Here is a 26,992-nt window from a genome sequence, read left to right as displayed (position 1 = left end):
TGCGGCGGCAGAACGATCAGGCCAAGCCGTGACGTTGCTTCCAGTCGCCCGGATGAACCACGTAGCCGAACAGCGCATGACCGCCGTAGACCAGCTCGGTACCCTCGGGAAGCCACAGCAGCTGGCCCGGTTCGACCCGGTACAGCTCGCCGTTGGCTCGTAGTTCGAAGCAGCCTTCGATGACGAAGATCACCTCGTCATACAGCAGGGTCCAGGCCACCTCGGCGCCCTCCCAGCGGGCGAAACCGATGCCGATATTCGGCGACACCTCGTTGCTGATGGCGCGGGCCACATAGGCGGCGCCGGGTGGGCCGCCGCGCGCAACGAACTCCAGGTCATGGTGATCGACCAGCAGCACCGGGCCTTTCCCGGAAACGACCTGGCTCATAGCTCGCTCCGACTGTTCCAGGCCGCCAGGCGAATGCGCGAGCGCACGCCGAGGCCGAGCAAGGGTTCCGGCGGGTTCAACGAGGGCATGCCGGTGACCGCCTGGATGTCGCGCAACTGCGGCGAATCGGCGCCCACCGCCAGGTCGGCCAGCAGGGTGCCGGAAATGGTGCCCCAGGCCGCGCCGACGCCGTTGTCGCAGGCCGAGGCATAGACGCCCTGCTCCAGCTCGCCGAAGAAGTTGGTGAAGTTGCGCGAGATGGCGTACACCCCGCCCCAGGTATGGCTGAACGGGACGTTGGCCAGCTGTGGGAAGCGCGCCAGGAAGGCCTTGCGGTGATCCTCGCGGACACTGGCACGCATGGCCTCGCTGCTGCTCTTGCCGTACTTGGGCACGTGCTTGTAGGTGTTGCGGATGATCAGCCGGCGGTCCTGGGTCATGCGCACCGTGGTGCCGGCATGGTCGGCCGGGGTCAGGCCCCAATCCAGCTCGCCGCCATAAGCCGCCAACTCGGCATCGCTCAAGGGCCGGGTCCAGCTGGCGAAGGTCATCACCGGCAGCAGGCGGTTGCGCAGGTAGCCGAACTCCTGGGTGAAGATGCTGGTGCCGAGCAGCAGCTGCGGCGTGCGGATACGGCCGTTATTGCCGTGCAAGATCCAGCCACCCTGACCGTCGCGCTCCAGGCGCTGGATCGGCGACTCCTCGAGCAACTCGACGTTGCCCGGCAGCGAACAACCCAGACCGGTGACCAGTGCCGCCGGCTGCATCAGGTAGCAGCCCGGGGTGTAGATCGCCCGACTGTAGTGCTGGCTGCCAACTACCCGCGCCAGCTCGTCGCGCTCGACCCAGTGGAAGGGCTCGCCGAGGCCCTTGAGCAGATGTTCGAAATGCTCCAGATAGGCCAGCCCGCGCGGGCCAACGGCACCCTGGTACTTGCCGGCGTGGGACCACTGGCAATCGATGCCGTGGCGCTGGATCAGCCCCTGCAACTGATCGATGGCGGCGCGATTGAGGCCGAGCAGGCGCTGCTTGTGCGCCGGGTCCGGGTGTTCCAGGGCAAACTTGTGCGGCAGGTCGATGACGAAGCCGGAGTTGCGCCCCGACGCGCCGTAACCGACGCGCTGGGCGTCGACCAGCAGGATGCGCGCCTGTGGATGATGCTCGGCCAGCCGGCGGGCGGCGGCCAGCCCGGCGAAACCGGCACCGATCACCGCGTAATCGGCGCGCTGTTCGCCCTGCAAGCGGGTGCAGACCGGTTGTTCGGGCAGGGCGGCGTACCAGCCGCAGCTGGCGTCGTCATAGGGCAGGTTTATTTTCTTGCTCATGTTTTTTTGCCCTCAGAGGCTGTGAAAAAACCGAAGGCCGTCGCGAGGACGCCGTCGGGTGAGCGAAACAAGGCGCGCTACGTGAAAACGAGGGAGTTTGGCGAGCCAAATGACCGACGTTTTTGCGTAGCGCAACGCAGTTGCAGCCGCCCGGCGACGGCCGCAGTAGGCAAGCGATTTTTCACAGCCTCTCAGGCCACGGCCCGTTGCGCGTTCTGACAGGATTGCAGCCAGGCATTGCGCTGCTGTTGGGCGTGGCGACCGAGCAGGACGAAGCCATGCAGCGCCCCCTCGGCATCGTAGAAACCGGCGCTCAGACCATCGTCGGTAGCCGTGCAGCGCCATCCCCCGGTTACACCGACGGCCGGCGGCAGCAGGCACAGCGGCGCCGCCGGGGTCTTTACCGTCACCGGCATCAGCGGATAGCTGACCGCCGTCGGCTGGCCGAGCAGGGTCTTGCACAGGGCCTGGATGCCCCGGTTGATCGGCGCCAGGTAGGGCAACAGCTGGCCGTCGATCTCGATGCAATCGCCCAGGGCGTAGATCCCCGGCTGCGAGCACTGCAACTGGGCGTCCACCTGGATGCCCCGTCCCACGGAGGCGCCGGCCGTCTCGGCCAGGCTCAGGTTGGGACGCAGGCCAACGGCGGAGAGCACCAGGTCGGCCTCCAGGCACTGACCGTCGGCGAGGATCAGGCGATAGCCCTGCTCGACCGACTCGATACGCTGCAGGGTGTTCTGCAAATGCCAGCTAACACCCAGCTCGCCTAGGGCCGCCTGCACCTGCCGGCCGGCCTCGACCGGCAGCAGGCGTTCCATCGGCCACTGGCCGAGGCCGATAACGCTGACGGAAAAACCGCTGCCGGCCAGGTCGTTGGCGAACTCGCAGCCGATCAGGCCATCACCGAGGATCGCCACCCGACGCACGCCGATCAGGCGCTCACGAAAGCTGCGGTAATCGTGCAGGTTGTTGACGCTGAGCAGCGCCGCCGTATCGCCCTCGATCGGCAGACGAATCGGCGCGGCACCGCTGGCCAGCACCAACTGGCCGTAGTCCATCTCACCGATGTTGGTGTAGAGGCGCCGGGCGCCGCTGTCGATACGTTCGACCGTGCAATACGGGTAGACGCGAATATTCAGGCGCTGCTCGATCGCCAGGGCCGACTCGCCCGACAGCAGCGCGGCGCTCTTGCCCTGCGCCAAGCCGATGGACAGCGCCGGTTTGGAATACAGGTGACCGGATTCGCGGGTCAGCACGCGGATCTCGACCTGCGGGTCGGCCCGGCGCAAGGCCTGGGCCAGGCCGTAACCGGCGTAACCGCTGCCGATGATCACGATTGGCTGGCGCACCTGCGCCGCCTGCACAGGCGCAGCCACCGACGGCAGCGGTAGCGGTTCACTGGCCACTGCCGCAACCACCGGGCTGATATCGAGCATCTCGAAATCGTCCTTGCCGACCCCGCACTCGGGGCACTTCCAGTCCTCGGGCACATCGTCCCAGCGGGTGCCGGCGACGATGCCGTCGGCCGGCCAACCGAGGGCCTCGTCGTAGATCAAACCGCACACCACACAGAGCCAGGTCTTGAACATGTCGCTTACTCCCCTGCTACGCGGATCGCCACGTTCTTGGTACGCACGTAGCTGTACAAGGCTTCCTGGCCCTTCTCGCGACCGAAGCCGGACAGGCCGACGCCGCCGAACGGGGTTTCGATGCCGCCGGCATACCACTCGTTGACGAACACCTGGCCAGCCTTGAGGCGCCGGGCGCAGCGCATGGCGCGGCTGATGTCCTGGGTGAAGACCCCGGCCACCAGACCGAAGTCGGTGCCGTTGGCGATGGCGATGGCCTCCTCCTCGCTATCGAAGGGAATCACCGCCAGCACCGGGCCGAATACCTCGACTTGGGCGATGCACATCTCGGGGCTGACATCGCGAAACACGGTCGGGCGCATGAAGTGCCCGGCACGGTCGCTGAAGGCCTCACCACCGGTGGCCGCTACCGCACCTTCATCGATTGCGCGCCGACACAAGGTTTCGATGCCGGCCAGTTGCCCGGCGCTGACCACCGGAGTGAGGTCTGGGTTGTCCTGGCCAAGGCCGACGCTGAGCCCTTCGGCCAACGCGACCACGGACTGGACGATTTCTTCGTAGATTTCACGCTGCACCAGCAACCGCGACATGGCCGAGCACACCTGGCCCGCATTGAAGAAGATGCCGCCCTTGACGCTGGCCAGCAGCTGCTCGCGGTCGACATCGGCGAAAGCGATCGCCGCCGACTTGCCACCCAGTTCCATCACGCTGGGGATGGCATGTTCGGCGGCATCACGGAGGATCGACTGGCCAGTCGGCACCGAACCGGTGAAGACGATCTGATCGACCTTGGCGCTGCTCACCAGATGCGCACCGACCTCACGGCCACGGCCGCAGATCAGGTTGACCGCGCCTCGCGGCAAACCGGCCCGGGCGACGGCGCGGATCAACACGCACATGCCCAGCGGCGACAGTTCCGGCGACTTGATCACCACCGCATTGCCGGCAGCCAGGGCCGGCGCCAGCGAACGGGCACAGATCGACACCGGGAAGTTCCACGGCACGATTTGCGCGGAAACGCCCATCGGGTCGTAGACGGTGAAGTCCATGTAACCGTCGCCCAGCGGGATCGAGGTGCCTTCGATCTTGTCGGCCATGCCGGCGTAGTACTCGAAGTAGCGCGCCGCCTCGGTGAACTCGTCCTTGGCATCGGCCAGGCTCTTGCCGTTTTCCTGGCACAAGACCCAGGCACCTTCATCGGCCAGCGCACGAATCTCTGCGGCGATGCGCAGCAGCCAGCTGACCCGTTGCGCCGGGCGCACCCGGCTCAGCTCGCCGCCATCGGCACAGCGGCGCGCCGCCTGCAGGGCGCGCTCGGCATCGGCGATGCTGGCCTGGGCAATACTCGCCAACGGCTCGGCGGTGCCGGGGTTGTTCACCGTCAGGTGCTGGGTGCTGTCGCACCACTCACCGTCGATGTAATTCAGCCAGTGGGGGGCAATCGGATACATGGCAACCTCCTCAGGCGGACGGCGTGGTGTCGAGCAGCTGACGGGCCGCCCACTGATGGAAGAAGTGGGTCGGGATGTCCATTTCCGGAGAGAACGCACCGCCGCTGTAACCCGGCGAATGGCGGCCTTTCTGCATGCCTTCCACCGAACTGATGTCCTCGGCGAACACCACTTTCCAGGACTCCAGAATGGCGTTGCGGCAGGCGGCGTACTCGTCGCCCAGGGCCTCGTCGCCGACGTAGAACAGGCGCAGGTGCTCGATGGTCCGGCCCGGTGCGACCGGCTCCAGCTGCATGGCGAAGGCGTGATCGGCCTGGATGCCGAGCAGCACGTTGGGGAAGAAGGCCACGTATTCGGCGTTGCGCAGACGATCCTGCGGCCAACTGGGGAACTTCGGCAGGTGGGTGCCGGCCACGTCGGACAGGTTGTAGGCGTAGCTGCCCTGGCCGGCGAAGCGCTCGTCGAAGAGGATGTTGTAGTGGTCTTCCAGGCGCGAATAGGTATTCAGGCTCGGGTGCACCCACGGCAGGTGGTAGGCCTCGCAGTAGTTCTCCACTGCCAGTTTCCAGTTGCAGTTGATATCCAGGGTGGTGGCATCGTGGCCCGGGCGGCGGCGCAGCAGGCCCATGCCGTCGGCGCCGAGGAACTGCGACCAGCGCGCAGTCAACGGCGCCAGCATGTCTTCCAGAGGCTGGGCGTCGCCGGACAGGTTGACGAACACCATGTCCATCCAGATCGCACTGCGCAGGGCTTTCAGGCCGTGCTTCTCGCAGGCGAAACGCTCGTCCTTGTGCTTGTCGATACCGCCGACGTGCGGGGTGCCGCGCAGGCCGCCATTGAGGTCATAGGTCCAGGAATGGTAGGGGCAGCGAATCACGCCCTGCACTTCACCCTCTTCCTGGACCAGCTTCATGCCGCGGTGACTGCAGACGTTATGGAACACCTGTACCAGGCCTTCGCGGTTGCGCATCAGCAGTAATGGCAGGCCCATGAAGTCGACCGGCTTGACCGAGCCATTCTTGACCAGGTCGCTGGCGAAACCGACGCAAGCCCAGGTCTTGCCCATGACCTGATCGCGCTCCAGCTCGAAGTAACCCTGCTCGGTGTAGAACTCGTTGCCAAGCCCGGTGGCCTGGTCGATCGGATTGAGTACGCGTTCCAGTTGTTGCACAGGAATACGCTGAGAGATGGAATTGTTCATTGTTGTTCTCCCCTGCAAGGCACGGTGATTGATGATCGGCAGGCGCGCTGGCCAAAGTCCGTTGGCAGGGAGTTTCGAGAACCGGGGGATTGTTCGACAAACGATTTTTACAGACCAATTAATGACTTTTTCTCATAAGCAAAGATCCGCCATCCACGCTGATCAAAAGCTCTCCATTGGCCCAGCCATTCAGCTGGCTAATGCTAAAAACTCATCAATCCATGAAGATAAATGGTTTGTTGGACAGTCGCCCGAACCGTCACTTTGTTCCCGGAAACAGGGCAACCGAGCCTGACGGTTCCACCTGCTGACCTGCGCATTGAGCGACTGCCTTTGGCCGGATTGGCCGAGTCTGCAGCTGGCCCCCCACGCCCCGGCTTGCACCACAAAAACCCTTACCGACAATAAAAGGGGACATTGCAATGCGTGCACAGTCAGGCCTGTTCAGGGGCCTGGCATGCCGTTGAAAAACGTAGGCGAGGCCGCCGAGACAAGGACTCGGAGTCCTGTCGGAAAATAGCCGTCGACTGCAAATTGTTGATCGTTCCCACGTCGAGGCGTCGAACCGTCCGCGTGGGCATGCAGCCAGAGACGCTCCGCGTCTCGGTACGGCGGACGCAGAGCGTCCCAAGCCGGGTTACCACGCAGAGCGTGGGAACCATCGATTTTATGGGCTATGACGCTCCTACGGACAGGGGACCCCGCGCACCCGATTTGCTGCACGACAGCGCGGCGGCGAAGACGGGGCGGCCCTCAACCCTCGCCTTGCCCCTCGGCAAGTGACGCCGGCAACTGTTCGAGCAACCAGCTGCGAAAGCGCTGGACGCTCTGCCGGCCGATGCCGCGGCTGTGCGGTTCGAGCAGGCAGAACTTCGCCTCGGTTTTCAGCACGGTCTCGACCGGCCGCACCAGTGCCCCGCTCTGCAGGTGGTTGTCGACCAGATTCGACCAGCCCAGGGCAATGCCCTGGCCACTCAGCGCCGACTGGATCAGCATCGAATAGCTGTTGATATTGATCCGCCGCTTGGGCTCCGGCGCCTTCTGTCCAAGCTGCTGAAACCACTCTGGCCAGCCGATCCAGTCGCGCTGCGGATCCTCCAGCCACAACCAGGTACAGGCCGCCAGTTGCTGCGGTTCATACAGCTCTGGGTACTTGGCCAGGTAGTCGGGGCTGCACACCGGAAACACCTCCTCGGAAAACAGCGGTGTGACCTGAATATCCTTGGGCGGCGTGCGGCAGTAGTACAGCGCCAGATCACAATCCAGGCGGGCGAACTCCTTGACGTGGTCATAGGCGATGATACGCAGGTCGATCTCTTCGTTATCGCGCTGGAACTCGGCCACCTTGGGCAGCAGCCACAACGAGGCCATCGCCGTGCTGGTGGCCACCGTCACCTGCTGCGCACCTCGCCAGTGACGAATCTCGCCGGTGGCCTGAGCCACCTGCATGAGCGCATCGCGCACGGTGTCGTAGTACTGGCTGCCGGTTGGGCTCAGGTTGATCGCCCGGGTGGTGCGCTCGAACAGGGTCTTGCCCAGATAATCCTCGAGCAAACGCACCTGGCGGCTGATCGCTCCCTGGGTGACGTTCAGTTCCTGGGCGGCCAGGGTAAAACTCAAGTGTCGCGCAGCGGCTTCGAATGCCACCAGGCTGTTGAGCGGAGGCAGTGGATGGATTTTCATGCAGGCAAGGTCACGCAATGTTGTAGTTATGTCCGAGCAGTTTAGAACCATGCTTGTGGCAAACACAGCGCCAAGTTGTCATGCTCCCCGATAAAACCGGGGCTCTGCTCAGTCAATGCCAGCCGACAGCGGCGAGCAAGCCTGGCACCTGCTGCAGATGGCCACACCTGCGGGCAGCGGTGCAGTCAGCAATCAAACCTTGTTCGGTTGAACATACCCAGACCTGGCTCATTGGGCGCAGAGAGATCCGGCTGGTTTGCCCGGGTCGCGGCCTGACGCATCCCCCTCCAAAGCGCCGCTATGCAGGAGCGAAGTGCAGCCATGCTGCGGCAAACTCGACGAGCAACAACTCCCCGACAGAGAAACGGCCCATCACCAGGGGGATGGGCCGCTCCAACACCAGCGAATCGACTGCAACTGCGGCAAAACCTGCAGGCAGGGACTGGCCTAAGGCATGTTGCCGATGATCTTGCGCATCTCTTGCTCCGAGAAGCCGCGCAGGGTCTGCGTGCGCGTATTGCCGAGCGAGCCTACTTTCAACAGCAGGGAGGTTGCGGCCTGCTCGTCGCCCTCGACGATCAGCACCAGGTCGTAACTGCCGACAGTCCAGTAGACGGCCTTGACCTCTATGCCCAGCTTTTCCCCCAATGCCTTGAATGCCTGAAAGCGATCCGGTGAGTCTTTGACCGCCCGGATGCCCTGATCGGTGAAGTTAACCAGCGAGATGAAGGTTGCCATGATTACACCCCTTGTCAGGGTTGCTGAATGGCGGTCACAGAGCCGGCCGCGATTACCTGGAAGAGGGCCGCCAATCTTCCAAATCCGCGAATCCGACCATCGATTACCCGAGAGCTTGCGCAGCACTGCACGCACCGAAGCGACTGCTCCGCTCCGGCAGTGGGTCTTGTCAGGAATAGCAGGCCACTGCAGCACCCGCATGACCACTGATCCACTCAGGCAAAAAAAACCGGCCCAACACAACGAGGTGTGGGCCGGCAAAGCACTATCGGGTCGTCGTGGGGCCCGAGTCGGGCATCAGCAGTGAAATCCTGACTCGGGCGCCCCGCCTGCAGACGACCGGCTGCAGGCGGGGATGAATTTAATAGGACAGCGCTGGCTGACCGTTGTGGGCCTCTTGGTACTCCTGCTCGGCCGCAGCGAAGCGCTTGAGCATGGTGGCCGATGGCGCCTTGTCCAGCAGGCTGAACACCAGGATGCCGACGGTGGCGAAGATGAAGCCCGGAATGATTTCGTACAGCCCCAGGTGGCCCAGGAAGTTCTTCCACAGGATCACGGTGAAGGCACCGATCAGCATGCCGGCCAGGGCGCCGTTACGGGTCATGCGCTTCCATACCAGCGAGAGGATCACCACCGGACCGAAGGCGGCACCGAAGCCGGCCCAGGCGTAAGACACCAGGCCCAGCACGCGGTTTTCCGGGTTGGCCGCCAGCATGATGGCGATCATCGCCACCAGCAGCACCATGCCGCGACCGACCCAGACCAGTTCGGTCTGCGAGGCATCCTTGCGCAGGAAGGCCTTGTAGAAATCTTCGGTCAACGCGCTGGAGCACACCAGCAACTGGCAGCTCAGAGTGCTCATCACCGCCGCGAGGATGGCGGACAACAGGATGCCGGCGATCCATGGGTTGAACAGCAGCTTGGACAGCTCGATGAACACCCGCTCCGGGTTTTCCGTTACCGGGCCGGCAACGTCCGGGTACGCCGCGAAGTAGGCGATACCGAAGAAGCCGACCGCCACGGCGCCACCCAGGCAAAGAATCATCCAGGTCATGGAGATGCGCCGGGCAGCCGGGATCGACTTGACCGAATCTACCGCCATGAAGCGCGCCAGGATGTGCGGCTGGCCGAAGTAGCCCAAGCCCCAGGCCATCAGCGAGATCACGCCGACGAAGGTGGCGCCCTTGAGCATGTCGAAGTTGGTGGCGTTCTGCATTTCGATGGCGGCGAACGTCGTGTCGGCACCGCCGGTGGCGATCATCACCGCAATAGGGGTGAAGATCAGGGCGAAGATCATCAGCGAGGCCTGTACGGTGTCGGTCCAGCTCACCGCCAGAAACCCCCCGATAAAGGTGTAGATGATGGTCGCCGCAGCGCCGGCCCATAGCGCGGTGCCGTAGGACATGCCGAAGGTGCTTTCGAACAGGCGCGCACCGGCTACCACGCCCGAGGCGCAATAGATGGTGAAGAACACCAGGATCACCAGGGCGGAGAAGATCCGCAGCACGCGGCTGTTGTCTTCGAAGCGGTTGGTGAAGTAGTCCGGCAGGGTCAGGGCGTTTCCATTGTGCTCGGTCTGCACACGCAGGCGACCGGCAACGAACAGCCAGTTGAGGTAGGCACCGACGATCAGGCCGACGGCGATCCAGCCTTCGGACAGGCCGGACATGTAAACGGCACCAGGCAGGCCCATCAGCAGCCAACCGCTCATATCGGAAGCGCCAGCGGACAGTGCCGTGACGAAACTGCCAAGACTGCGACCGCCGAGGATGTAATCGGAAAGATTCTTGGTGCGCATGTAGGCAATAAGGCCGATCAGCACCATGGCTGCGATGTACACCACGAAGGTGACAAGCATTGGAGTACTAGCTGTCATTGGGGGACTCCCCTCTCATTTGTTGTTATTCAGGCTACGGGGAATGGACCCGCACCCTCGGTTGGCGGAAGACGCACGCTTGTGGTGGACATCCGATAGCGGGGTTGTCGCCCCGCCAATGCGATGACGAACGAGTGCTGTTACAACACTCGCCCGTCTTCGATTCAGTCCTCGTCGACCAGCGACAGCAGCGAAGCGTTGCCGCCCACTGCCGTGGTGTTGACCGACGTGGTGCGTTCGTTGACGAAGCGCAACAGGTAGCTCGGGCCGCCGGCTTTTGGCCCGGTGCCGGACAGGCCGCAACCGCCGAACGGCTGCACACCCACCACGGCACCGATCTGGTTGCGATTGACGTAGAGGTTGCCGACCCGTGCCAGGGCCTCGATGCGCTCGGCGGTTTCCTCGTTGCGGGTATGCACGCCGAGGGTCAGGCCGTAACCGGTGCCGTTAATCGCGGCGACCACTTGCTCCAGTTCGCTGGCCTGGTAACGCACGATGTGCAGGATGGGGCCGAAATTTTCCTTCTTCAGCTCGGCGATGCCGCCGATCTCGAAGGCTACCGGGGCGACGAAGTGACCGTTCAGGCCAGCCGGCAGCGGCGTTTCGGCAATCAGCTTGCCCTCGCCCTTGAGCTGGGCGATGTGCGCCAGCAAGCCTTCGCGCGCCTCGCCATCGATCACCGGGCCGACGTCGCTTTCGCGCTGGTGGGTCGGGCCGACTTTCAGTTCGGCCATGGCGCCCTTGAGCAGGTCGAGCACGCGCTCGGCGATGTCGGCCTGCACGTAGAGCACGCGCAGGGCCGAGCAACGCTGGCCGGCGCTGGTGAAGGCCGACTGCACGGCATCTTTCACCACCTGTTCCGGCAGCGCGGTGGAGTCGACGATCATCGCGTTCTGTCCGCCGGTCTCGGCGATCAGAGCGGCGATCGGGCCGGCTTTCTCGGCCAGCTGGCGGTTGATGATCCGCGCCGTGTCGGTGGAACCGGTGAAGCACACGCCGGCAACCCGGGCATCACGGCAGAACACGCCACCGAGGGTGGCGCCGTCGCCCGGCAGGAAGGCGATCACATCCGCCGGCAGGCCGGCCTCGAACATCAGCTCCAGGGCACGGGCGGCGATCAGGCTGGTCTGCTCGGCCGGCTTGGCCAGCACGCAATTGCCGGACACCAGGGCGGCGGCGATCTGGCCAAGGTAGATGGCCAGCGGGAAGTTCCACGGGCTGACGCAGACGAAGATGCCGCGGCCTTCATGGAACAGTTCGTTGCGCTCGCCGGTCGGGCCTTTCAGCTCTTCGCGGCCCAGACGCAGGCGCGCCTGCTGGGCATAGTAACGGCAGAAATCCACGGCCTCGCGCACTTCATCGATGCCGTCCTGCATGGACTTGCCGGCTTCCAGGGTGCACAGCGCCATCAACTCGCCGCGGTTGCTCTCGAGCAGATCGGCCAGGCGCTCGAGGATGCTCGCGCGGCTGTCGATGGCGGTGGCGTTCCAGCGCGGCCAGGCGGCGCTCAACCCGTCCAGCGCCTGAGCAGCCTGGGCGGAGCTGGCGAACTGGGCGGTGCCGACCAGCTTGCTCAGCTCATAGGGGCAGTGCACTTCCTGCACGGCGCCAGGCAGCGTCTGCCCGTTGATCACCGGTGTGGCGTGCCATTGACGGTTGAGGTGCGGTTGGTAGGCGAGCTCAAGCTCAGCGAGAGAGTGCTGGATGTTCATGTTGAGGCCTTGGGAGTTTTTCCGCGCGGCACCGAACAGAGCAGGCGGAAGGGGGATTTTGTCATTACCGAGGGTTTTGAACTTGCGCAGTTGCGTCACCGGGTGATCGAGAAGTGACTCGATCGGCGTGCTCGGGTCGACCAACTGGTGGACGAACGAGGAATTCGCGCCGTTTTCCAGCAGGCGGCGGACCAGGTACGGCAGCAGATCCTTGTGCGCGCCGACTGGCGCATAGATGCGCACGGTCTTGCCATGCTTTTCCAGGACGGTGTCGTACAGCGCGTCACCCATGCCGTGCAGGCGCTGGAACTCGAACTCGCGCGCTTCGCTGTGCTCGGCAGCCATCGCCAGGATGCAGCTGACGGTGTGGGCGTTGTGGCTGGCGAACTGCGGGTAGATCACCCCGCGGGTGAACTCCGACAGCAGGAACCGGGCGCACGCCAGGTAGGAGGTATCGGTGCCTTCCTTGCGGGTGAACACCGGGTAGCCGTCCAGGCCCTGGACCTGGCACTGCTTGATCTCGGTGTCCCAGTAGGCACCCTTGACCAGACGCAGCGGCATCTTCGCGCCCAGTTCCTTGCCCAGCAGGGTCAGCCACACCAGCACCGGCAGGCAGCGCTTGGAGTAGGCCTGCACCACCAGGCCGAATTCGCCCCAGCCGGCAATGGCCGGGTCGCGCATCAACTTCTCGTAGAGTTCCAGCGACAGCTCGAGGCGGTCGGCTTCCTCGGCATCCACCGAGATGCCGACGCCCAGCTTGCGCGCCCGCACCGCCAGCTCCAGCACATTGGCGAACAGTTCGGTCAGCACGCGCTCGCGCTGGGCCACTTCGTAACGCGGATGCAGGGCCGACAACTTGATCGAGATCGACGGTTTGGGCCCCGGACCGACCTGCGCCTCGGCGCCAACCGTGTCGATGGCCTTGCGGTAATCGGCCATGTACTTCTCGGCGTCGGCGGCGGTCAAGGCCGCCTCGCCGAGCATGTCGAAGGAATAGGTGTAGCCTTTTTCGCGCTCCGAACGACCGTTCTTCAGCGCCTCGGCGATGTTGCGACCCAGCACGAACTGCTTGCCCATCAGCTTCATCGCCTGGTTCATCGCCGCACGGATCACTGGCTCGCCGGAGCGCTTGATCAGCTTGCCGAGGACGTTTTTCGGGCGGCCATCGGTGCCTTGCGGGTCGACCACCTTGCCGGTCATGACCAGGCCCCAGGCGGCGAAGTTGACCAGCACATTGTCGCTCTGGCCGAGGTGGCGTTCCCACTCGGCGGCGCTCAGCTTGTCGCGGATCAGCGCGTCCGCGGTGGCGGCGTCCGGCACACGCAGCAGAGCCTCGGCCAGGCACATGAGCATCAGCCCTTCCTGGGTATCGAGGCTGTACTGGCGCAGCAGTGCGTCGAGGGTATCGACGGCATTGTCCCGGCTGCGTACGTCCTGAATCAGGCTACGGGCACCCTGGCGGATAGCCTCGATGCCGGCCTCACCGGGGTCGGCGAGCTCAAGGAGCTCAGTGAGATAGGCTGCCTCGTCAACGCTGTAGTTGGCGCTGATGACAGGGAAAAAATCGGCGGCCTTGGCGGCAGAGATCCGGTTAAGGAACTCGTCCTGCAAGACGTGACTGGCTTTAAACATCACGCCCATCCTCTTATGGAGACTGTTGTTGTAGGAACTGCTGCTATGGGTCTAGTTCAGATGCATCGGTATGACTACCCACGCACGGCGAACCCACACGATTAACAGTGGATGGTGGAATTTAGTGGCATAGCCATGACAACTTCTTGCAGAAAGCTCTGGAGTTTTTGCGAAAACCTATTAGCGGAGGAACTAACGGCGAACGGTCGTTTGAGGCCGGCTCCCGTAGGAGCGGCCCATGGCCGCGACAGCAGTTTCGCGGGCATGGAACTGGGCGCCCCCCGCTCCTACCATGCACCGGCACGATCACCTGGTCTTCGCAGCTGTAGTCCGGCAGTAACCGCTATGCTCCATGGCGTAGAGCCATCAATAACCTGACTACGGGCGCTCGGGTTGTGCGCTATCCGGACGGAGGGAGGACTGCCATGAAAGCTGCTGCCGTGCTGCGTCTGCTGGTTGCCGGCCTGCTCGGCCTGCTGATTATTGCCAGCCATGCCGACTGGACCGGCCCCAAGGAGGGGCCGGTGGCGCTGTCGGGCAAGCGGGTGATGTTCCTCGCCTCCGACTTTCGCAACGGCGGAGTGGTCGCGGTGTATCGCAGCGTCGAGCGGGCGGCCCGGCTGATCGGTTGGCAGGTGCAGGCGCTGGATGGGCATGGCGATGCCGCCGAGTGGCGGCGTATGGCCGAGCAGGCTCTGCAGCAGGCGCCGGACGGCGTGGTACTGGGCGGTTTCGGCGTGGAGTCGCTGGGGCAACTGCCCGCGCAGTTCCAGCAGCGCAAGATAACCCTGGTCGGCTGGCACGCCGGGGATACGCCGGGGCCGAGCGAGTGGCTGTTCAGCAACGTCACCACCGACCCGCTGGTGGTTGCGGACCTGGCCGCGGATCAGATCATCGGCGAGGACGCGGTCGGCGTAGTGATCTTCACCGACAGCCAGTTCGCCATTGCCACGGCCAAGGCCGAGCGCATGGCCCAGCGCATCCGCGAGTGCCCGAACTGTCGCCTGCTGAGTGTCGAGGACCTGCCGATTGCCAGGGCGTCGGAGGAGATCGCCGGCCGGGTCAGGCAACTGCAGCAGCGCTTTGGTTCGGCCTGGACCCACAGCCTGGCGATCAATGACGTGTATTTCGACCATATCCATGTACCCCTGGCGCGGCTCGGGCGCCAGGACATCCGCCATGTGTCGGCCGGCGACGGCTCGGCCAGGGCGCTGGCGCGGATCCACTCCGGACTGTCCCAGCAGATCGCCACCATTGCCGAACCGCTCGGAGCCCATGGCTGGCAAGTGGTCGACGAATTGAACCGCGCCTTCTCCGGCGAGCCGCCCAGCGGCTATGTTGCCCGGCCGCTGCTGGTCACTACCGAGATAATGCGCGAGAGCGAGACCATCAGCATCGAACTGGACACCAGCCATGAGGCCAGCTACCTGCAACTGTGGCGGCCGGACTGATGCGCTCAGGCGATAAATCCGTTAACGCCTGAACAGGTTGATCAGCAGGCTCAGGACGATGCTGAGCAGCAGCATCGAAGTCAGCGGAATGAATACCCGCCCGCGTGGCGATTCGATGCGGATGTCGCCCGGCAAACGACCGAACCAGTGCAGCAGCCAGGGCGCGAAATGCAGCAGCGCACCGAGCAGCAACAGCGCCAGGCCGGCAATCATCAACCAACGCGCCATGCGTGTTTTACCCCTCCAGCAATGCGCTTCGGCGTCTGCCCCGCGTTCAGCCGAACCGCTGGTCATAGACCGCCGGGGTCATGCCGGCGCTGGTCAGGCATTCGCGCAGGTGCTTGATTTCCTGCCGGCTGCACACATTGCTGTGGTGCGGGTGGTGCAGGAAGAACTCGTGCTGGTTCAGCAGCACACGAAAACGCGCACCGAGAATCGGCTCGACCGTCGCGCCGAGGTGATGCAGCAATGACTCGACTTCCCGCCAGTGGACGTTGCTCGGCAACGGCCCCTGGAAAATCGAGTGCAGGAGAACCTGGTACTTGTGGCTCATGGCTCGACCTCCTGGCAACAGCCCACTGCTCGTAGGATAGCGGAGAGTGCCGAACGGCACCTTGAACAACAGCGCTAGCCACTGGCACCACTCTTGCTATCTAACCAATCACATCAGCAGGATTCGCTCCTGCAAGGCAAAGGCGCCTGAACCCGCTGCGGCTATTTCGCAGAGGCTTCAGGCGTTTTTTTGGCTCCCACACTGGAGATTCAGACACATGAAGTGGCTAACCTACCCTGCGTTTTTGCTGCTGCGCGAACTGGGCATCGTCGGCATGCTGCGCACGCTGCTGGGGCTTAGCCTGGCAGGCGGCGCCACCGCGCTGGCTGCGCCGACGCTGCCAACCGGGCCGCTGTGGACAGTACTGGCCTACCTGGCCATTGCCAGCCTGTGGCTGCTGCTGGAGGAAATCGGGCAGTTGCAACGCTACTGTGAAGAAGCCGCCCAGCACGGCGCCCAGGAGCCAGTCAGCGCGGGCCAGTGGCTGCTGCTGCAGCCGGTCAGCCGCGGGTTTCAGCAGTGGCTGAACCGCGAGCAACGTCAACAACAGTTGTTGCAGCAGCGCCTGGATGAAATATCCCACTCCTCACACGAACTCGAGCAGAGCGCCGCGCTGGTGACCCGCAACGCCGAGGGGCAAAGCGAATCGGCCACTGTCGCGGCGGCGGCGGTGGAACAACTGAATGTGAGCATTGTGCAGGTGGCGGCGCTGGCCGATGAGTCGCGGCAGACCAGCGTCATGGCCAGCGAACAGCTGGCCGACGGCATCGAGCAGCTCACCAATCTGGTGCAGCAGGTGTCCGAAATGGCGCAGCAAGCCATCACCACCAACGAACTGATCCTGCAACTGAACAGCAACTCGCGCACCATCAACGAAATGTCCGGCACCATCCGCGGGATTGCCACGCAAACCAACCTGCTCGCCCTGAATGCCGCCATCGAGGCGGCGCGCGCGGGCGAGAGCGGTCGGGGCTTCGCCGTGGTGGCCGATGAAGTGCGCCGCCTGGCCCTGCACAGCCAGGAGTCGGCGGCCGAAATCAGCCGCAACATCGAATCGGTGCAACAGCACATCAAGGACGCCACGGTGCAGGTGTCCGACCTGACCGATCTGGCCCATCGCAGCGCCGACAGCTCCACAGCGGTGCGCACCCTGCTCGATCAGGTGCAACAGCGCACCCTGCTATTGACCGAGCAGGTGGACCAGGTGGCGGTCAGTACCGAACAACAGGGCAAGGCCGTGGCGGAAATCGCCGAACTGGCCGACCGCGTCCGTCAGGGCAATGCCGACAACCTGCTGGCCGCCGACCAGGCGCGCACCATCGCCCACCATCTGGCTCATCTGACAGGATAATCAGCATGAATGGATTCCCCCTCCTCCTCGCCGGCGCCACCGCCCTGCTCATCACGACCCTGCTGTTCTACGCCCTGCACCGCCGCCTGCAGCGGCAAAGGCGCCAGCATATCCAGCTGAACATTCAGCAACTGACCTTGTTACGCGCGCTGATCTCCGGCTTTCAGCGCCATCGCGGCCTGAGCAATGGTGTGCTCTGCGGCGATGCCAGCCTGAGTCAGGATCTGGCCGTCGCACGCCAGGGGCTGGACCAGCATATCCGCGCGGCCCAGGCGCTCGACAGCACGCACCGGGACGCCTGGAACAGCCTGATCGATCACTGGTCACGGATGCGCGAAGGACGCAGCGACCAGGCGAACAATCTGGCGCAACATCACCTGATCATTCGCAACAGCATCTTTCTGATGGAGGATGTGGCGAGCGAAATCGACCTGAGCGAGGGCCGTGCCGAGTTGAGCTACCTGCCCTGCATCTGGCGCGAGGTGGTTCAGGCGGCAGAATGGGCCGGCCAGGCGCGCGCCCTGGGCACCGGCATCGCGGCGGCCGGCCAGAGCAGCGCCGAGCAGCGCGTGCGCATGCGTTTTCTCTACCAGAAGATCGAGCTGCTCGCCGGCACGGCCTTCGCCACCCTGCAGCGCCATGCCAGCGAGCACCCGCAGGCTAACGGGTTCCGCCTGCAGCATCGCGAACAGGTGGTGGCGGATTTTCTGCGCTGCATAAAACAGGAACTGCTCGGCCAGGAACGCCCCGTGATAGCCGCCAAGAGCTACTTCCAACGCGCCACCCAAGCCATCGACGAACTGCTGGCCCTGGTCGATGCGGCGCTGGCTCAGCTACAACACCGCTGAGGGATTCAAGATGTTCAATACCGTCCAGCCACTGCGCTACGACGATAAAGCAGCAGCCCGCCCGCCAGTCCACGGCCTGCCGAGCGACCCGCTGATTGCCAGCCGTTATCGCGGCCTGTCACTGACCAGTCATTTCCAACCAATTTTCAGCATCGCCCACGGCCGGGCAGTGGGCTACGAGGGGCTGATTCGCGCCCGGCATGCCGATGGCACAGCCGAGCCGCCGGCAACCCTGCTGGCGATGCCGAGCAATGGCCGGGAAAGCCTGGAGCTGGATCGCACCTGCCGGACCCTGCATGTGCACAACTTTGCGCGCCAGGCCACGGGGCAGGCCTGGCTGTTCCTCAACTTGAACTCGCAGTACCTGGTCAGCGAACAACCGGACATCGGTTTTACCCGCAACCTGCTGCAGGCCAGCGGCATTGCCGCGCATCGCCTGGTGATCGAGATCATTGAAAGCGAAGTCAGCGATCATGCCCAGCTGAAGCGGTTCATCAGGCATTTCCGCCAGCTGGGTTGCCTGATCGCCATCGATGACTTCGGCGCGGGGCATTCCAACTTCGACCGCATCTGGGACCTGGAACCCGACATCGTCAAGATCGACCGCCGCCTGATCCAGGACGCCGGCAATTCCCGCCGGGTGGAGCGCATTCTCACCGGCATCGTCAGCCTGCTGCACGAGGCCGGCAGCCTGGTGGTGGTGGAAGGCGTGGAAAGCGAACACGAGGCCCTGGTGGCCATTGCCGCCAATGCCGACATGCTCCAGGGCTTCCATTTCGCCAGACCCCAGGCGCGCATCGACGCCGAGCAGGGCTTTGCCACGACCTTCGATAACCTGCTGCGCGGCCAGCAGTGGAAAAGCGTCAAACGCAGCGCCGACTTGCAGCACTATGCGCGCGCCATAGAAGGCCTGTTTCACCAGGCCGTGGCGCATTTTGCCGCCCACCAGCAGTTTGACCACAGCTGCGGCGTGCTCTTCAGCGACCCGCGCACGGTGCGCGGCTATCTGCTCAACGAGGCGGGTTATCAGGTCTCGCGCAATGTCTATGCCCCGCACTACCAGCAGCAGCTGAATGTGCGCTTCGCGCCCCTGTTGTGTGGCGACAACGCCAACTGGTCGCACAAGCACTACCACTACCGGGCGCTGAAGCAACCGGGGGTCATTCAGATCAGCCGGCCCTACCTGTCGGTCGCCGATTCGCGCATGTGCATCACGCTCTCGCAGACCGTCAAGGTTGGCGGCACGCTCTATGTCTTCTGCTGCGACCTGGACTGGCAGGAACAGTGATGCGGTTCGCCCCGAGCGCGCAGCGGCCGACGGCTCGACAGGCAAGCCCCCCGCTCGCCCGCCGCCTCAGCGGCTGAGCTGGCTGAACTGGCTGAACTGGCTGCCCGGGCGCGCGGGCATGTAGTGCAGCAGACGATCGGTTTCTTTCTTGACCACGGCATAACACTCGCAGCTCAGCTGCTCGAGCCTGGGCCGATCCAGCACCTTGATATGCCCACGGCTGTATTCGATCACGCCGAGTTTCTGCAACTTGCCGGCGGCATCGGTAACGCCTTCGCGGCGCACGCCAAGCATGTTGGCGATCAGTTCCTGGGTCATGGTCAACTGGTCGCCTGGCAGGCGGTCCAGCGACAACAGCAGCCAGCGACACAACTGCTGATCAATCGAATGGTGCCGGTTGCACACAGCCGTCTGCGCCATCTGCGTCAGCAGCGCCTGGGTATAGCGCAGCATCAGGTGCAACATCTCGCCATGCCGATTGACCTCGGCCTTGAACTGCTTGCCCAGCAAGCGGTAGGCGTAGCCGGCGCTCTGCACGACCGCCCGGCTCGGGGTGCTTTCGCCGCCCATGAACACGGCGACGCCAATCAGGCCTTCATTGCCCACCACGGAGATCTCCGCCGACGCGCCGTTTTCCATCACATAGAGCAACGACACTATGGCGTCGGTCGGGAAATAGACGTGGCGCAAGGCGTCCCCGGATTCATACAAGATCTTGCCGAGCGGCAGGGGTATCAGCTCGAGATTGAGGAACAGACGCTGCTGCACTTCGACCGGCAAGGCAGCCAGGAGGTGGTTCTGCTGCGGTGTGGGCATCGCGGACATAGCTGCCACCGTTGGGGATGAAGGTCAGGAGGCAATGACGTGCCCCCACAGCAAAGGATAGTCGCAGGTTGCCATGACTGCGTGCGTTAGCGCACGGATAGAAGCCAGGGTTGGCTGGCGAATGGCCGCGCCGGGGTTTGGCTGCTGGCAGGAGAAGACCTGGAGACGGTCTCGCTACGGCGCTCGATATTTGCACAACCGCTGATGGATGACAGGCGACCACGATTTATCCGCGCCGTATGGCCGCGAAGATAGTGGCCGCCCATCCCGGTACTGTCAGCCGACGGTGAATGGCCCCACCCAGTTCAAACCACGCCCTGCGCCAGCATGGCATCGGCGACCTTGACGAAGCCGGCGATGTTGGCGCCTTTGACGTAATTGACGAAACCGCCCGGCTCGGTGCCGTAGCCGATGCAGGCATGGTGGATCGACTGCATGATGGCGTGCAGGCGCTCGTCCACCTCGCCGGCCGTCCAGTGCAGGCGCATGGCGTTCTGGCTCATTTCCAGGCCACTGACCGCTACACCGCCAGCGTTGGACGCCTTGCCCGGGGCATAGAGGATCTTGGCCTCGATGAACAGGTCCACGGCGTCCAGGGTCGAGGGCATGTTGGCTCCCTCGGCCACGCAGAAGCAGCCGTTCTTCAGCAGGCTGCGGGCGTCTTCCGCGTTCAGTTCGTTCTGCGTGGCGCATGGCAGCGCGACATCGCACGCCAAGTGCCACGGGCGCTGGCCAGCGATGAACTGCAGACCGAACTGCACGGCCATCTCGCTGAGCCGCCCGCGGCGCGCGTTCTTCAGTTCCATCAGGTGCTGCCACTGCTCCTCGCTGAGGCCGGCCTCTGCGTACAGGGTGCCTTCGGAGTCGGACAGCGAGATCACCTTGCCGCCCAGATCCATCACCTTGCGCGCGGCGTACTGCGCCACGTTGCCGGAACCGGAAATGGCCACACGCAGGTCATCGATGGTCTGGCCACGGCCCTTGAGCATTTCCTCGGCGAAATACACGCAGCCGAAACCGGTGGCTTCAGGACGGATCAGGCTGCCGCCGTAGGCGATGCCCTTGCCGGTCAAGACCGAGCTGAACTGGTTGGCCAGGCGCTTGTATTGGCCGTACATATAGCCAATCTCGCGGGCGCCCACACCGATGTCACCGGCCGGCACGTCGAGGTCGGCACCGATATGCCGGTACAGCTCGCTCATGAACGACTGACAGAAGCGCATCACTTCGTTGTCGCTCTTGCCCTTGGGGTCGAAGTCCGAACCGCCCTTGCCGCCGCCCATCGGCAGCGAGGTCAGGGAGTTCTTGAACACCTGTTCGAAGGCGAGAAACTTGAGCACGCCCAGGTTCACCGAAGGATGGAAGCGCAGGCCGCCCTTGTATGGGCCGATGGCGCTGCTCATCTGCACCCGGTAGCCACGATTGACCTGCACTCGGCCCTGATCATCGACCCACGGCACGCGGAACAGGATGGCGCGCTCGGGTTCGACCATGCGCTCGACGATACCGCTCTGTAGATAGCGCGGGTTGGCCTCGAGAAACGCCCAGAGACTGCGCAGCACTTCCTCGACGGCCTGGTGGAACTCAGGCTGATCGGGATCGCGCTGCTTGAGGCGGGCCAGAAAATGGTCTACGGATTCGCTCATGGTACTGCCCTCGATTGACCGTGCTCATACGGTCGCTCACTGAAATTTGGCAGCACTCTAGCAGCAGCCAACGCACCGCAATAGAGCGATATGTCGCCTTTATGAATCTTTTTGGTGCAATGACATAAATTATGCTTTCAGCCATGAGCACGACTCGTGGTTTGGCTGGGCCCCGTGTTCTGAGTGTTCTACAGGGGCGCGCTTTGGCCTTTTTTTGCTGTGGTGCCACGCATCAACCTGGCAGCATAGCTACTGGGCCATCTGCGACGATGCACGCTTTACCGCTCGTCCTATGGGCAATGGACTGGCAGAGCGGCTGCAACAGTTTCGTCGGCGCCAGGGCACACCTCAACCCGGTTGCGACCATTATCCTTGCAGCGGTAAAGCGCCCTGTCGGCACGATTGATGGCGCTTTTCAGCCCATCGTCCTCCTGGAATTCGCTGACCCCCACACTGATGGTGACCGCGACGGACTGGCCGTCGAAACACCAGCGCTGCTGCATCAGCGCCTGCCGGACCCGCTCGGCACTCGCCCGCGCCTGCTCCAGGCCGGTATCCGGAAGAATCGCCAGAAACTCCTCGCCACCCCAGCGCGCGATCAGATCCTGGCTTCGCAGCTCTCCCTTGATCGCGTTCGCCACCTCCACCAACACCTTGTCGCCGACCTCGTGGCCGTGGCTGTCGTTGATGAACTTGAAGTGATCGATATCCAGCAACAGCAGCCCGATGGGATGCCGGCTGCGCTGGAAGCGAGCCAGCTCCTTCTCGGCCAAATCGAGCATATGCCGGCGGTTGAACAGCCCCGTCAACGGATCGGTGGCCGCCATATGCCGCAGCTTGCGCTGTGCCGAACTGACGATCTTCAGATAGAAGAACGACAAGTAACTGAACATGGCGAAGACCACGCTCAGATTGAACAGATGCACGGCCAGCAAGGCATCGCGGGAAATCGGCTGCAGCGGTTCGACAGTCCACATGACGACATCCAGCGTCACGTAAAACGCCCACAGCGAAACCAGCGCCACAAGGGCGCCGCGCAACGGCATGCTGAGAAACAGCGCCGGGATGAACATCAACAGATAGTAGTGAAAGCCACTGCCCCAGCCGATCAACAGCGTACCCAACGTGGCGTGGACGATGACCTCCGTCCAGATCAGCGCAATGGCCAACCGATTGCGCCGCCTGGCCAGCGCCTGGTACGCCAGGATGTACATGGAAACACTGATGACATTGACCCAGGCCAGCAAGGGAGAACCGAGGACATAAAAAAGGAAGAAAAACGCCACATCCACCGTGCCGGCGATCTGGCAACAGCGCTTGGCCACCTGCCAGAACTGCGGACGCCGCACAGATGCGGATGCGGGTGTCGTAGACCTGTCGCTGCTGTTCATAGGCGAAATCCAAGTGCAATCCCCCAAGCCTAGGCGGCTATGGGCGGACGTGCGCGCTGATGGTGCCCAGGATTCTTCTCCTGCGGCGAAATTAGATTGGGGTTTCGGGGTGCCGATTGGCTGATGGCGCGCATTGCCTGGCGGTTAAGGAAAGTCTGAAGAAGACTTCCTGATTTTGGCAAAATACCCGGATTCCACCCGCCGAGTTTTCCGATGAAGCAGATGACCTTCGCCGACGCCGAGTACGCAGGCAAGCGCAAGCAGACCCGCAAAGAGTTGTTCCTGATCGAGATGGATCGGGTGGTGCCGTGGAAGGGTTTGATCGCCCTGATCGAGCCGCATTATCCGAAGGGTGAAGGTGGTCGTCCGGCGTATCCGTTGATGGCGATGCTGCGAGTGCACCTGATGCAGAACTGGTTCGGTTACAGCGATCCGGCGATGGAAGAGGCGCTGTATGAAACCACCATCCTGCGCCAATTTGCTGGGCTGAGCCTGGAGCGCATCCCTGATGAAACGACCATCCTCAACTTCCGTCGTTTGCTGGAGAAACACGAGCTGGCCGCGGGCATCCTGGCCGTGATCAATGGCTACCTGGGCGACCGAGGGCTGTCGCTGCGCCAAGGCACGATTGTCGATGCCACGCTGATCAATGCGCCGAGTTCGACCAAGAACAAGGACGGTAAGCGCGACCCGGAAATGCACCAGACCAAGAAGGGCCAGCAGTACTACTTCGGTATGAAGGCCCATATCGGCGTGGACGTCGAGTCCGGTCTGGTGCACAGCGTGGTGGGCACGGCGGCCAACGTGGCGGACGTCACCCAAGTGGATAAGCTGCTGCATGGCGATGAAAATATGGTCGGCGCTGACGCGGGTTACACCGGCGTCGAGAAACGCCCTGAGCATGAAGGCCGTGAGGTCATTTGGCAGATCGCAGCCCGCCGCAGCACCTACAAGAAACTGGGCAAGCGTAGCGCTCTATACAAAGCCAAGCGCAAGATCGAGAAGGCCAAGGCGCAGGTTCGGGCCAAGGTCGAACACCCATTCAGAGTGATCAAGCGCCAGTTCGGTTATGTGAAGACGCGGTTCCGTGGTCTGGCGAAGAACACGGCGCAACTGGTGACACTGTTCGCGCTGTCGAACCTGTGGATGGCGCGCAGATATTTACTGACGAATGCAGGAGAGGTGCGCCTGTAATGCGGGGAATGGCTGCCGCGAGGTGCTCGCGGCGGCTAAAAACACAGAAATAAGCGGGTGATCTGATCGCTTTTGATCGATTTGCCGCTTTCAAAATCGGCGGGGGCTGAAGTCAGCCAGAAATACATGGCTACTTCAGACCTTCCTTAACTTGAGCAAATCAAGAGCGCCACCACGGCCAATGGCCGCATCGTATCGCAGGGGGCGAAATAGACATTCACGGTGAATGATGCCGTCATTAATTTGGAACGACTTGAACCGTTCGTTATGGTTCAGCTGCGCGGGATTGCGCTGCAAAGCCTCTGACCACAAGATAAAGCAGCGGGCCAATTGAGACGAAAATAGCGGTAATGAGTAGATATGGAACTACCGCGGCGAATGACTTGCCGCGTGATTTGTTGTCGTGGTACATCCAGACACAGGCAAGTGCAGCCAGAATGTAGAGATCGATTACGACTTGTGCGGTATCCGTACTGGACATGAGTTGAAGGCCAAACTGAATAAGCGACTGCTCTGCCTGTGACATTGAAAATACTGTGTACGCCGTAAATGCAATCAACACTGCTAATGGCAATGCAATCTTTTTCATGGGGCCTTCCGTGGGTTGGGGTAGAACATAATGCTGTGCTCGCCCGTGAGCAAAGCGAACGGCTTGAGCACATTGTTATATATTGAATTGGCCTAGCACTGCCATTAAAGACATGGCAAATACTGAAATTCCTACGCAGCAGACATATGCCTCCTCTTTCGAGCCGCTTAGCCACTCTTTCTGGGGATATTTCCCACGCGTGGCAATCTTCACAAAAGGCCAGTCGATAGCATAGAAAAATGTCCCCAGTAAGACTTCTGTTACGAAGTAGCCCAAGATCCGAATTGTGAAGCCGAAAAGCTCATCCATGCGTCACCAGCATATAACGTTTGGTTAAGGGCGAGCTTTAACCCGTCCCGAGTGAGCGAAGCGAACGGATTGAACCGCTTGTTATGCGCCGCACTCCTCAGAGCCCCGCTTCAACCATGCTCTTAATTTTACTAGCCTTTTCGAAATGGTCTAGCTTGTGGGTTTGTATCCACCATGTCGCTGCCTCCATTAGAAGCTCTGGGTCATCATTCTTGTTTGCGAAGAACGCATAAAATGAAACACCTACCGATTCACCCTTGGTCAGTATTTTCTTCGTACATACCCCGACAATTTTTTCTCTCAGGTCATGTCTCATTAATTTGATTCATCCCCATAATTTTTGCTGCGCATAACGCCTGGTTAAGGAGCGGACTTTAGCCCGTACCAGTGAGCGACGCGAACGATTTGAAGAACTTGCTAGGCATCGAACACGGGCCTAAAGAACGTTCGCTCATAGCTGATGATGCATTTTGTTTCTTCGGCGTATTTGAAGGCAGCTATGCAGGCCGTGTCTTGAAGTGACTTTTCCCGATACTGTTCATACTCAGCCAAGCTTGGGAAGGTGAACATGGCGAGCGCAACGTTATTGGCACCCTCTGATGGCAAGAAATAACCATGGTGTTTGCCGCCGAATTTCTCAACCAGTGGAATCCATAGTTTGCCGTAGCACTCAAACTCTTTGAGCTTGTATGGGTCAACTATGTATCGGAGATAGCAGGTAATCACTGTATTTTCCTATATGCCTGACGTTGCGATAAACAGCCCGCCGCAGCGGAGTATTTTTTGGCAAAATAGCGAAGCGGCCCAAATTTGTGGAGCCTAGAAGGGTCCAGCGAAGCGAGTGAAGCGAATTTCATCGCCTTGTTAGCCGCTTTAGAGCCCCCCGAAACCGCTAAACCAGGGAAGCGTAGCCCTGCCTCTATGTCCTTCATACTCCGATTCCCTTCTAAGCTGCTTTCGACAATAAAACAAACTGATCATTGCCGGAATAAATAATAAGTTGAACAACCATTGAAACGCATCTGTTGATTTCAAGGTGATCGCCGCAAACAAATTAATTATAACCAAGCCAATGATTAAAAGGTTATATCTGATATGTCGGCGCTTGATTAAAGCAAAGCTTTCCCAATCATAAATCAGCCAATCGTGGGAAAATTTTGCGCATTTAGGACACTTATGGCTTGGCGGAAGATTGTCTGCGATATAACCACAGTCAGGACATCGAACTTTCATGGTGCTATCCTAATTCTCTCTCTGTAGGCTAACGGTTGAGCTGAGCGCCGCGGCTGCGCGGTTTGGGCCTGGCCCTTTATCTTCCACGCGTGCGCTCCAGCGATTTGTTAGGCGTCTCGTTGCATTCCGACGTCAGCGACAAGCGCATGGGCACCATGCTGGAGAGCTCAAACCCCTGCTTCGCGTAGAAACGCTGAGCCGATTCGTTTGTCTTGTCCGTGAGCAGCGTGATCCGCTTGCATCCCTCGGCGCGCGCAACCGAGATGGCTCGCTCCAGGAGCTGAGATCCAACGCCGGCGCCACGGAGCTTCGAGGCAATCACCATGTCTTCAAGCAGCGCGACCCTCTCCCCGAGCGCAGTGGATATCGTGAACAGAAGAGTCACCATCCCTACAACCACACCATCGGATTTGGCGACAAGGACAACACCGGTATCCGGACTGTCGATGATCCGCGCAAGGCCGCGTGCCTGTGCCTCTTGATCTGGCGTGAACTCGGCCTCTTGGGAAAATAGCACCAACAGGAGTGCGCTAAGCGCTGAGATATCTTCGGCAGTAGCTTTACTGATACGCATGCTGGATCGTTCTCCGAGATGTCTAAGGATCCTCTGAAGTAGCCATGCATTTCTGGCTGACTTCAGCTGCTGCTGATTTTAAAAGCGGCAAATCGACCAAAAACGCTCAGATCACCCGCTCATTTCTGTGTTTTTAGCCGCCGCG

Annotated in this window: 23 protein-coding genes and 1 pseudogene; 5 read left to right on the top strand and 19 right to left on the bottom strand. The window is 62.1% G+C overall.

Annotation, left to right across the window (positions count from 1 at the left end; translation table 11 throughout):
• Positions 1-16: 16 nt before the first annotated feature.
• The 10 genes and pseudogenes from G9C89_RS04005 to putA form a co-directional block, all read right to left on the bottom strand.
• Positions 17-388, bottom strand: coding sequence for an ethanolamine utilization protein EutQ (locus G9C89_RS04005; protein WP_172144975.1), 372 nt, complete (start codon positions 386-388; stop codon positions 17-19).
• On the bottom strand, positions 385-1,713 hold the full coding sequence (locus G9C89_RS04000; protein WP_172144972.1) for an NAD(P)/FAD-dependent oxidoreductase: 1,329 nt from the start codon (positions 1,711-1,713) through the stop codon (positions 385-387). Before G9C89_RS04000 ends, G9C89_RS04005 begins: the two co-directional genes overlap by 4 nt.
• Before the next feature lie 191 nt (positions 1,714-1,904).
• Positions 1,905-3,149 carry an FAD-dependent oxidoreductase gene (locus G9C89_RS03995; protein WP_256674118.1) on the bottom strand — a complete coding sequence of 415 codons (1,245 nt, stop codon included), beginning with the start codon at positions 3,147-3,149 and terminating at the stop codon, positions 1,905-1,907.
• A pseudogene (locus G9C89_RS25095) lies at positions 3,138-3,302 on the bottom strand (rubredoxin); the annotation flags it as partial. The gene G9C89_RS03995 and the pseudogene G9C89_RS25095, both read right to left, overlap by 12 nt.
• A 5-nt stretch (positions 3,303-3,307) precedes the next feature.
• Entirely contained in the window at positions 3,308-4,753 is a 1,446-nt protein-coding gene (locus G9C89_RS03990) for an aldehyde dehydrogenase family protein (RefSeq protein ID WP_172144966.1), read from the bottom strand.
• A 10-nt stretch (positions 4,754-4,763) separates the two neighbouring features.
• Entirely contained in the window at positions 4,764-5,954 is a 1,191-nt protein-coding gene (locus G9C89_RS03985) for an aromatic ring-hydroxylating oxygenase subunit alpha (RefSeq protein ID WP_172144963.1), read from the bottom strand.
• 753 nt (positions 5,955-6,707) lie between these two features.
• Positions 6,708-7,637 carry a LysR substrate-binding domain-containing protein gene (locus tag G9C89_RS03980; RefSeq protein WP_172144960.1) on the bottom strand — a complete coding sequence of 310 codons (930 nt, stop codon included), beginning with the start codon at positions 7,635-7,637 and terminating at the stop codon, positions 6,708-6,710.
• Between the two features lie 447 nt (positions 7,638-8,084).
• Positions 8,085-8,375, bottom strand: coding sequence for a GYD domain-containing protein (locus tag G9C89_RS03975; RefSeq protein ID WP_172144957.1), 291 nt, complete (start codon positions 8,373-8,375; stop codon positions 8,085-8,087).
• Between the two features lie 361 nt (positions 8,376-8,736).
• The gene (putP, locus tag G9C89_RS03970; protein WP_172144954.1) at positions 8,737-10,251 is read right to left on the bottom strand and encodes a sodium/proline symporter PutP; all 1,515 of its coding nucleotides are present in this window, start codon (positions 10,249-10,251) and stop codon (positions 8,737-8,739) included.
• 164 nt (positions 10,252-10,415) lie between these two features.
• Positions 10,416-13,595, bottom strand: coding sequence for a bifunctional proline dehydrogenase/L-glutamate gamma-semialdehyde dehydrogenase PutA (gene putA / locus G9C89_RS03965; protein WP_172144951.1), 3,180 nt, complete (start codon positions 13,593-13,595; stop codon positions 10,416-10,418).
• Between the two features lie 425 nt (positions 13,596-14,020).
• Here putA and G9C89_RS03960 point away from each other — a divergent pair, with 425 nt between their 5' ends.
• Positions 14,021-15,046: a substrate-binding domain-containing protein gene (locus G9C89_RS03960; protein WP_256674107.1), complete on the top strand. Its 1,026-nt coding sequence runs from the start codon at positions 14,021-14,023 to the stop codon at positions 15,044-15,046.
• 21 nt (positions 15,047-15,067) lie between these two features.
• Here the strand turns inward: G9C89_RS03960 and G9C89_RS03955 are convergent, their stop codons facing one another.
• Positions 15,068-15,274, bottom strand: coding sequence for a DUF2905 family protein (locus G9C89_RS03955; protein ID WP_172144948.1), 207 nt, complete (start codon positions 15,272-15,274; stop codon positions 15,068-15,070).
• 46 nt (positions 15,275-15,320) lie between these two features.
• Positions 15,321-15,599, bottom strand: coding sequence for a type II toxin-antitoxin system HicA family toxin (locus G9C89_RS03950; protein ID WP_172144945.1), 279 nt, complete (start codon positions 15,597-15,599; stop codon positions 15,321-15,323).
• A gap of 217 nt (positions 15,600-15,816) precedes the next feature.
• Between G9C89_RS03950 and G9C89_RS03945 the strand changes: the two genes are divergently transcribed.
• Genes G9C89_RS03945 through G9C89_RS03935 form a run of 3 tightly spaced genes read left to right on the top strand, consistent with a single transcriptional unit; the run spans position 15,817 to position 19,086 of the window.
• Positions 15,817-16,950 carry a methyl-accepting chemotaxis protein gene (locus G9C89_RS03945; RefSeq protein WP_172144941.1) on the top strand — a complete coding sequence of 378 codons (1,134 nt, stop codon included), beginning with the start codon at positions 15,817-15,819 and terminating at the stop codon, positions 16,948-16,950.
• A 5-nt stretch (positions 16,951-16,955) separates the two neighbouring features.
• Positions 16,956-17,798 (top strand): nitrate- and nitrite sensing domain-containing protein, encoded by an 843-nt coding sequence (locus G9C89_RS03940; RefSeq protein WP_172144938.1) that lies wholly within the window; start codon positions 16,956-16,958, stop codon positions 17,796-17,798.
• A 10-nt stretch (positions 17,799-17,808) separates the two neighbouring features.
• Positions 17,809-19,086 (top strand): EAL domain-containing protein, encoded by a 1,278-nt coding sequence (locus tag G9C89_RS03935; protein WP_172144935.1) that lies wholly within the window; start codon positions 17,809-17,811, stop codon positions 19,084-19,086.
• A 66-nt stretch (positions 19,087-19,152) separates the two neighbouring features.
• Here G9C89_RS03935 and G9C89_RS03930 read toward each other — a convergent pair whose 3' ends face one another.
• The 3 genes from G9C89_RS03930 to G9C89_RS03920 form a co-directional block, all read right to left on the bottom strand.
• Positions 19,153-19,911, bottom strand: a complete 759-nt coding sequence (locus tag G9C89_RS03930; protein ID WP_172144932.1) for a Crp/Fnr family transcriptional regulator — start codon at positions 19,909-19,911, stop codon at positions 19,153-19,155.
• 305 nt (positions 19,912-20,216) lie between these two features.
• On the bottom strand, positions 20,217-21,557 hold the full coding sequence (gdhA, locus tag G9C89_RS03925) for an NADP-specific glutamate dehydrogenase (protein WP_172144929.1): 1,341 nt from the start codon (positions 21,555-21,557) through the stop codon (positions 20,217-20,219).
• Positions 21,558-21,847: 290 nt separating this feature from the next.
• The gene (locus tag G9C89_RS03920; protein ID WP_172144926.1) at positions 21,848-22,948 is read right to left on the bottom strand and encodes a GGDEF domain-containing protein; all 1,101 of its coding nucleotides are present in this window, start codon (positions 22,946-22,948) and stop codon (positions 21,848-21,850) included.
• 213 nt (positions 22,949-23,161) lie between these two features.
• Here G9C89_RS03920 and G9C89_RS03915 point away from each other — a divergent pair, with 213 nt between their 5' ends.
• A complete protein-coding gene (locus tag G9C89_RS03915) occupies positions 23,162-24,142 on the top strand; it encodes an IS5 family transposase (protein WP_172144909.1) in 981 nt (326 codons plus the stop codon).
• A gap of 265 nt (positions 24,143-24,407) precedes the next feature.
• Here the strand turns inward: G9C89_RS03915 and G9C89_RS03910 are convergent, their stop codons facing one another.
• The 4 genes from G9C89_RS03910 to G9C89_RS03895 all read right to left on the bottom strand — a co-directional run bounded on the left by G9C89_RS03910 (position 24,408) and on the right by G9C89_RS03895 (position 26,877).
• On the bottom strand, positions 24,408-24,731 hold the full coding sequence (locus tag G9C89_RS03910; protein WP_172144906.1) for a DUF2834 domain-containing protein: 324 nt from the start codon (positions 24,729-24,731) through the stop codon (positions 24,408-24,410).
• Positions 24,732-25,137: 406 nt separating this feature from the next.
• The gene (locus G9C89_RS03905; RefSeq protein ID WP_172144903.1) at positions 25,138-25,356 is read right to left on the bottom strand and encodes a DUF6500 family protein; all 219 of its coding nucleotides are present in this window, start codon (positions 25,354-25,356) and stop codon (positions 25,138-25,140) included.
• A 101-nt stretch (positions 25,357-25,457) separates the two neighbouring features.
• Positions 25,458-25,766 (bottom strand): NIPSNAP family protein, encoded by a 309-nt coding sequence (locus G9C89_RS03900; protein ID WP_172144900.1) that lies wholly within the window; start codon positions 25,764-25,766, stop codon positions 25,458-25,460.
• A gap of 583 nt (positions 25,767-26,349) precedes the next feature.
• On the bottom strand, positions 26,350-26,877 hold the full coding sequence (locus G9C89_RS03895) for a GNAT family N-acetyltransferase (protein WP_315852793.1): 528 nt from the start codon (positions 26,875-26,877) through the stop codon (positions 26,350-26,352).
• Positions 26,878-26,992 lie beyond the last annotated feature (115 nt).

It is taken from the genome of Pseudomonas tumuqii (assembly GCF_013184545.1).
Classification (GTDB): domain Bacteria; phylum Pseudomonadota; class Gammaproteobacteria; order Pseudomonadales; family Pseudomonadaceae; genus Aquipseudomonas; species Aquipseudomonas tumuqii.
The sequence above is the reverse complement of the archived record's forward strand: the minus strand, read 5'-3'. Positions and strand labels throughout refer to the sequence as shown.

Bases quoted from the DNA above. Each gene is read 5' to 3' on its own strand.
- G9C89_RS03995 (WP_256674118.1), bottom strand. From the start codon at position 3,149: ATGCTCGATATCAGCCCGGTGGTTGCGGCAGTGGCCAGTGAACCGCTA.
- G9C89_RS03905 (WP_172144903.1), bottom strand. From the start codon at position 25,356: ATGAGACATGACCTGAGAGAAAAAATTGTCGGGGTATGTACGAAGAAA.
- G9C89_RS03920 (WP_172144926.1), bottom strand. From the start codon at position 22,948: ATGAACAGCAGCGACAGGTCTACGACACCCGCATCCGCATCTGTGCGG.
- G9C89_RS03915 (WP_172144909.1), top strand. From the start codon at position 23,162: ATGAAGCAGATGACCTTCGCCGACGCCGAGTACGCAGGCAAGCGCAAG.
- G9C89_RS04005 (WP_172144975.1), bottom strand. From the start codon at position 388: ATGAGCCAGGTCGTTTCCGGGAAAGGCCCGGTGCTGCTGGTCGATCAC.
- putA (WP_172144951.1), bottom strand. From the start codon at position 13,595: ATGTTTAAAGCCAGTCACGTCTTGCAGGACGAGTTCCTTAACCGGATC.
- gdhA (WP_172144929.1), bottom strand. From the start codon at position 21,557: ATGAGCGAATCCGTAGACCATTTTCTGGCCCGCCTCAAGCAGCGCGAT.
- G9C89_RS04000 (WP_172144972.1), bottom strand. From the start codon at position 1,713: ATGAGCAAGAAAATAAACCTGCCCTATGACGACGCCAGCTGCGGCTGG.
- G9C89_RS03930 (WP_172144932.1), bottom strand. From the start codon at position 19,911: ATGTCCGCGATGCCCACACCGCAGCAGAACCACCTCCTGGCTGCCTTG.
- G9C89_RS03975 (WP_172144957.1), bottom strand. From the start codon at position 8,375: ATGGCAACCTTCATCTCGCTGGTTAACTTCACCGATCAGGGCATCCGG.
- G9C89_RS03955 (WP_172144948.1), bottom strand. From the start codon at position 15,274: ATGGCGCGTTGGTTGATGATTGCCGGCCTGGCGCTGTTGCTGCTCGGT.
- G9C89_RS03950 (WP_172144945.1), bottom strand. From the start codon at position 15,599: ATGAGCCACAAGTACCAGGTTCTCCTGCACTCGATTTTCCAGGGGCCG.
- G9C89_RS03940 (WP_172144938.1), top strand. From the start codon at position 16,956: ATGAATGGATTCCCCCTCCTCCTCGCCGGCGCCACCGCCCTGCTCATC.
- putP (WP_172144954.1), bottom strand. From the start codon at position 10,251: ATGACAGCTAGTACTCCAATGCTTGTCACCTTCGTGGTGTACATCGCA.
- G9C89_RS03910 (WP_172144906.1), bottom strand. From the start codon at position 24,731: ATGAAAAAGATTGCATTGCCATTAGCAGTGTTGATTGCATTTACGGCG.
- G9C89_RS03960 (WP_256674107.1), top strand. From the start codon at position 14,021: ATGAAAGCTGCTGCCGTGCTGCGTCTGCTGGTTGCCGGCCTGCTCGGC.
- G9C89_RS03990 (WP_172144966.1), bottom strand. From the start codon at position 4,753: ATGTATCCGATTGCCCCCCACTGGCTGAATTACATCGACGGTGAGTGG.
- G9C89_RS03945 (WP_172144941.1), top strand. From the start codon at position 15,817: ATGAAGTGGCTAACCTACCCTGCGTTTTTGCTGCTGCGCGAACTGGGC.
- G9C89_RS03980 (WP_172144960.1), bottom strand. From the start codon at position 7,637: ATGAAAATCCATCCACTGCCTCCGCTCAACAGCCTGGTGGCATTCGAA.
- G9C89_RS03985 (WP_172144963.1), bottom strand. From the start codon at position 5,954: ATGAACAATTCCATCTCTCAGCGTATTCCTGTGCAACAACTGGAACGC.
- G9C89_RS03935 (WP_172144935.1), top strand. From the start codon at position 17,809: ATGTTCAATACCGTCCAGCCACTGCGCTACGACGATAAAGCAGCAGCC.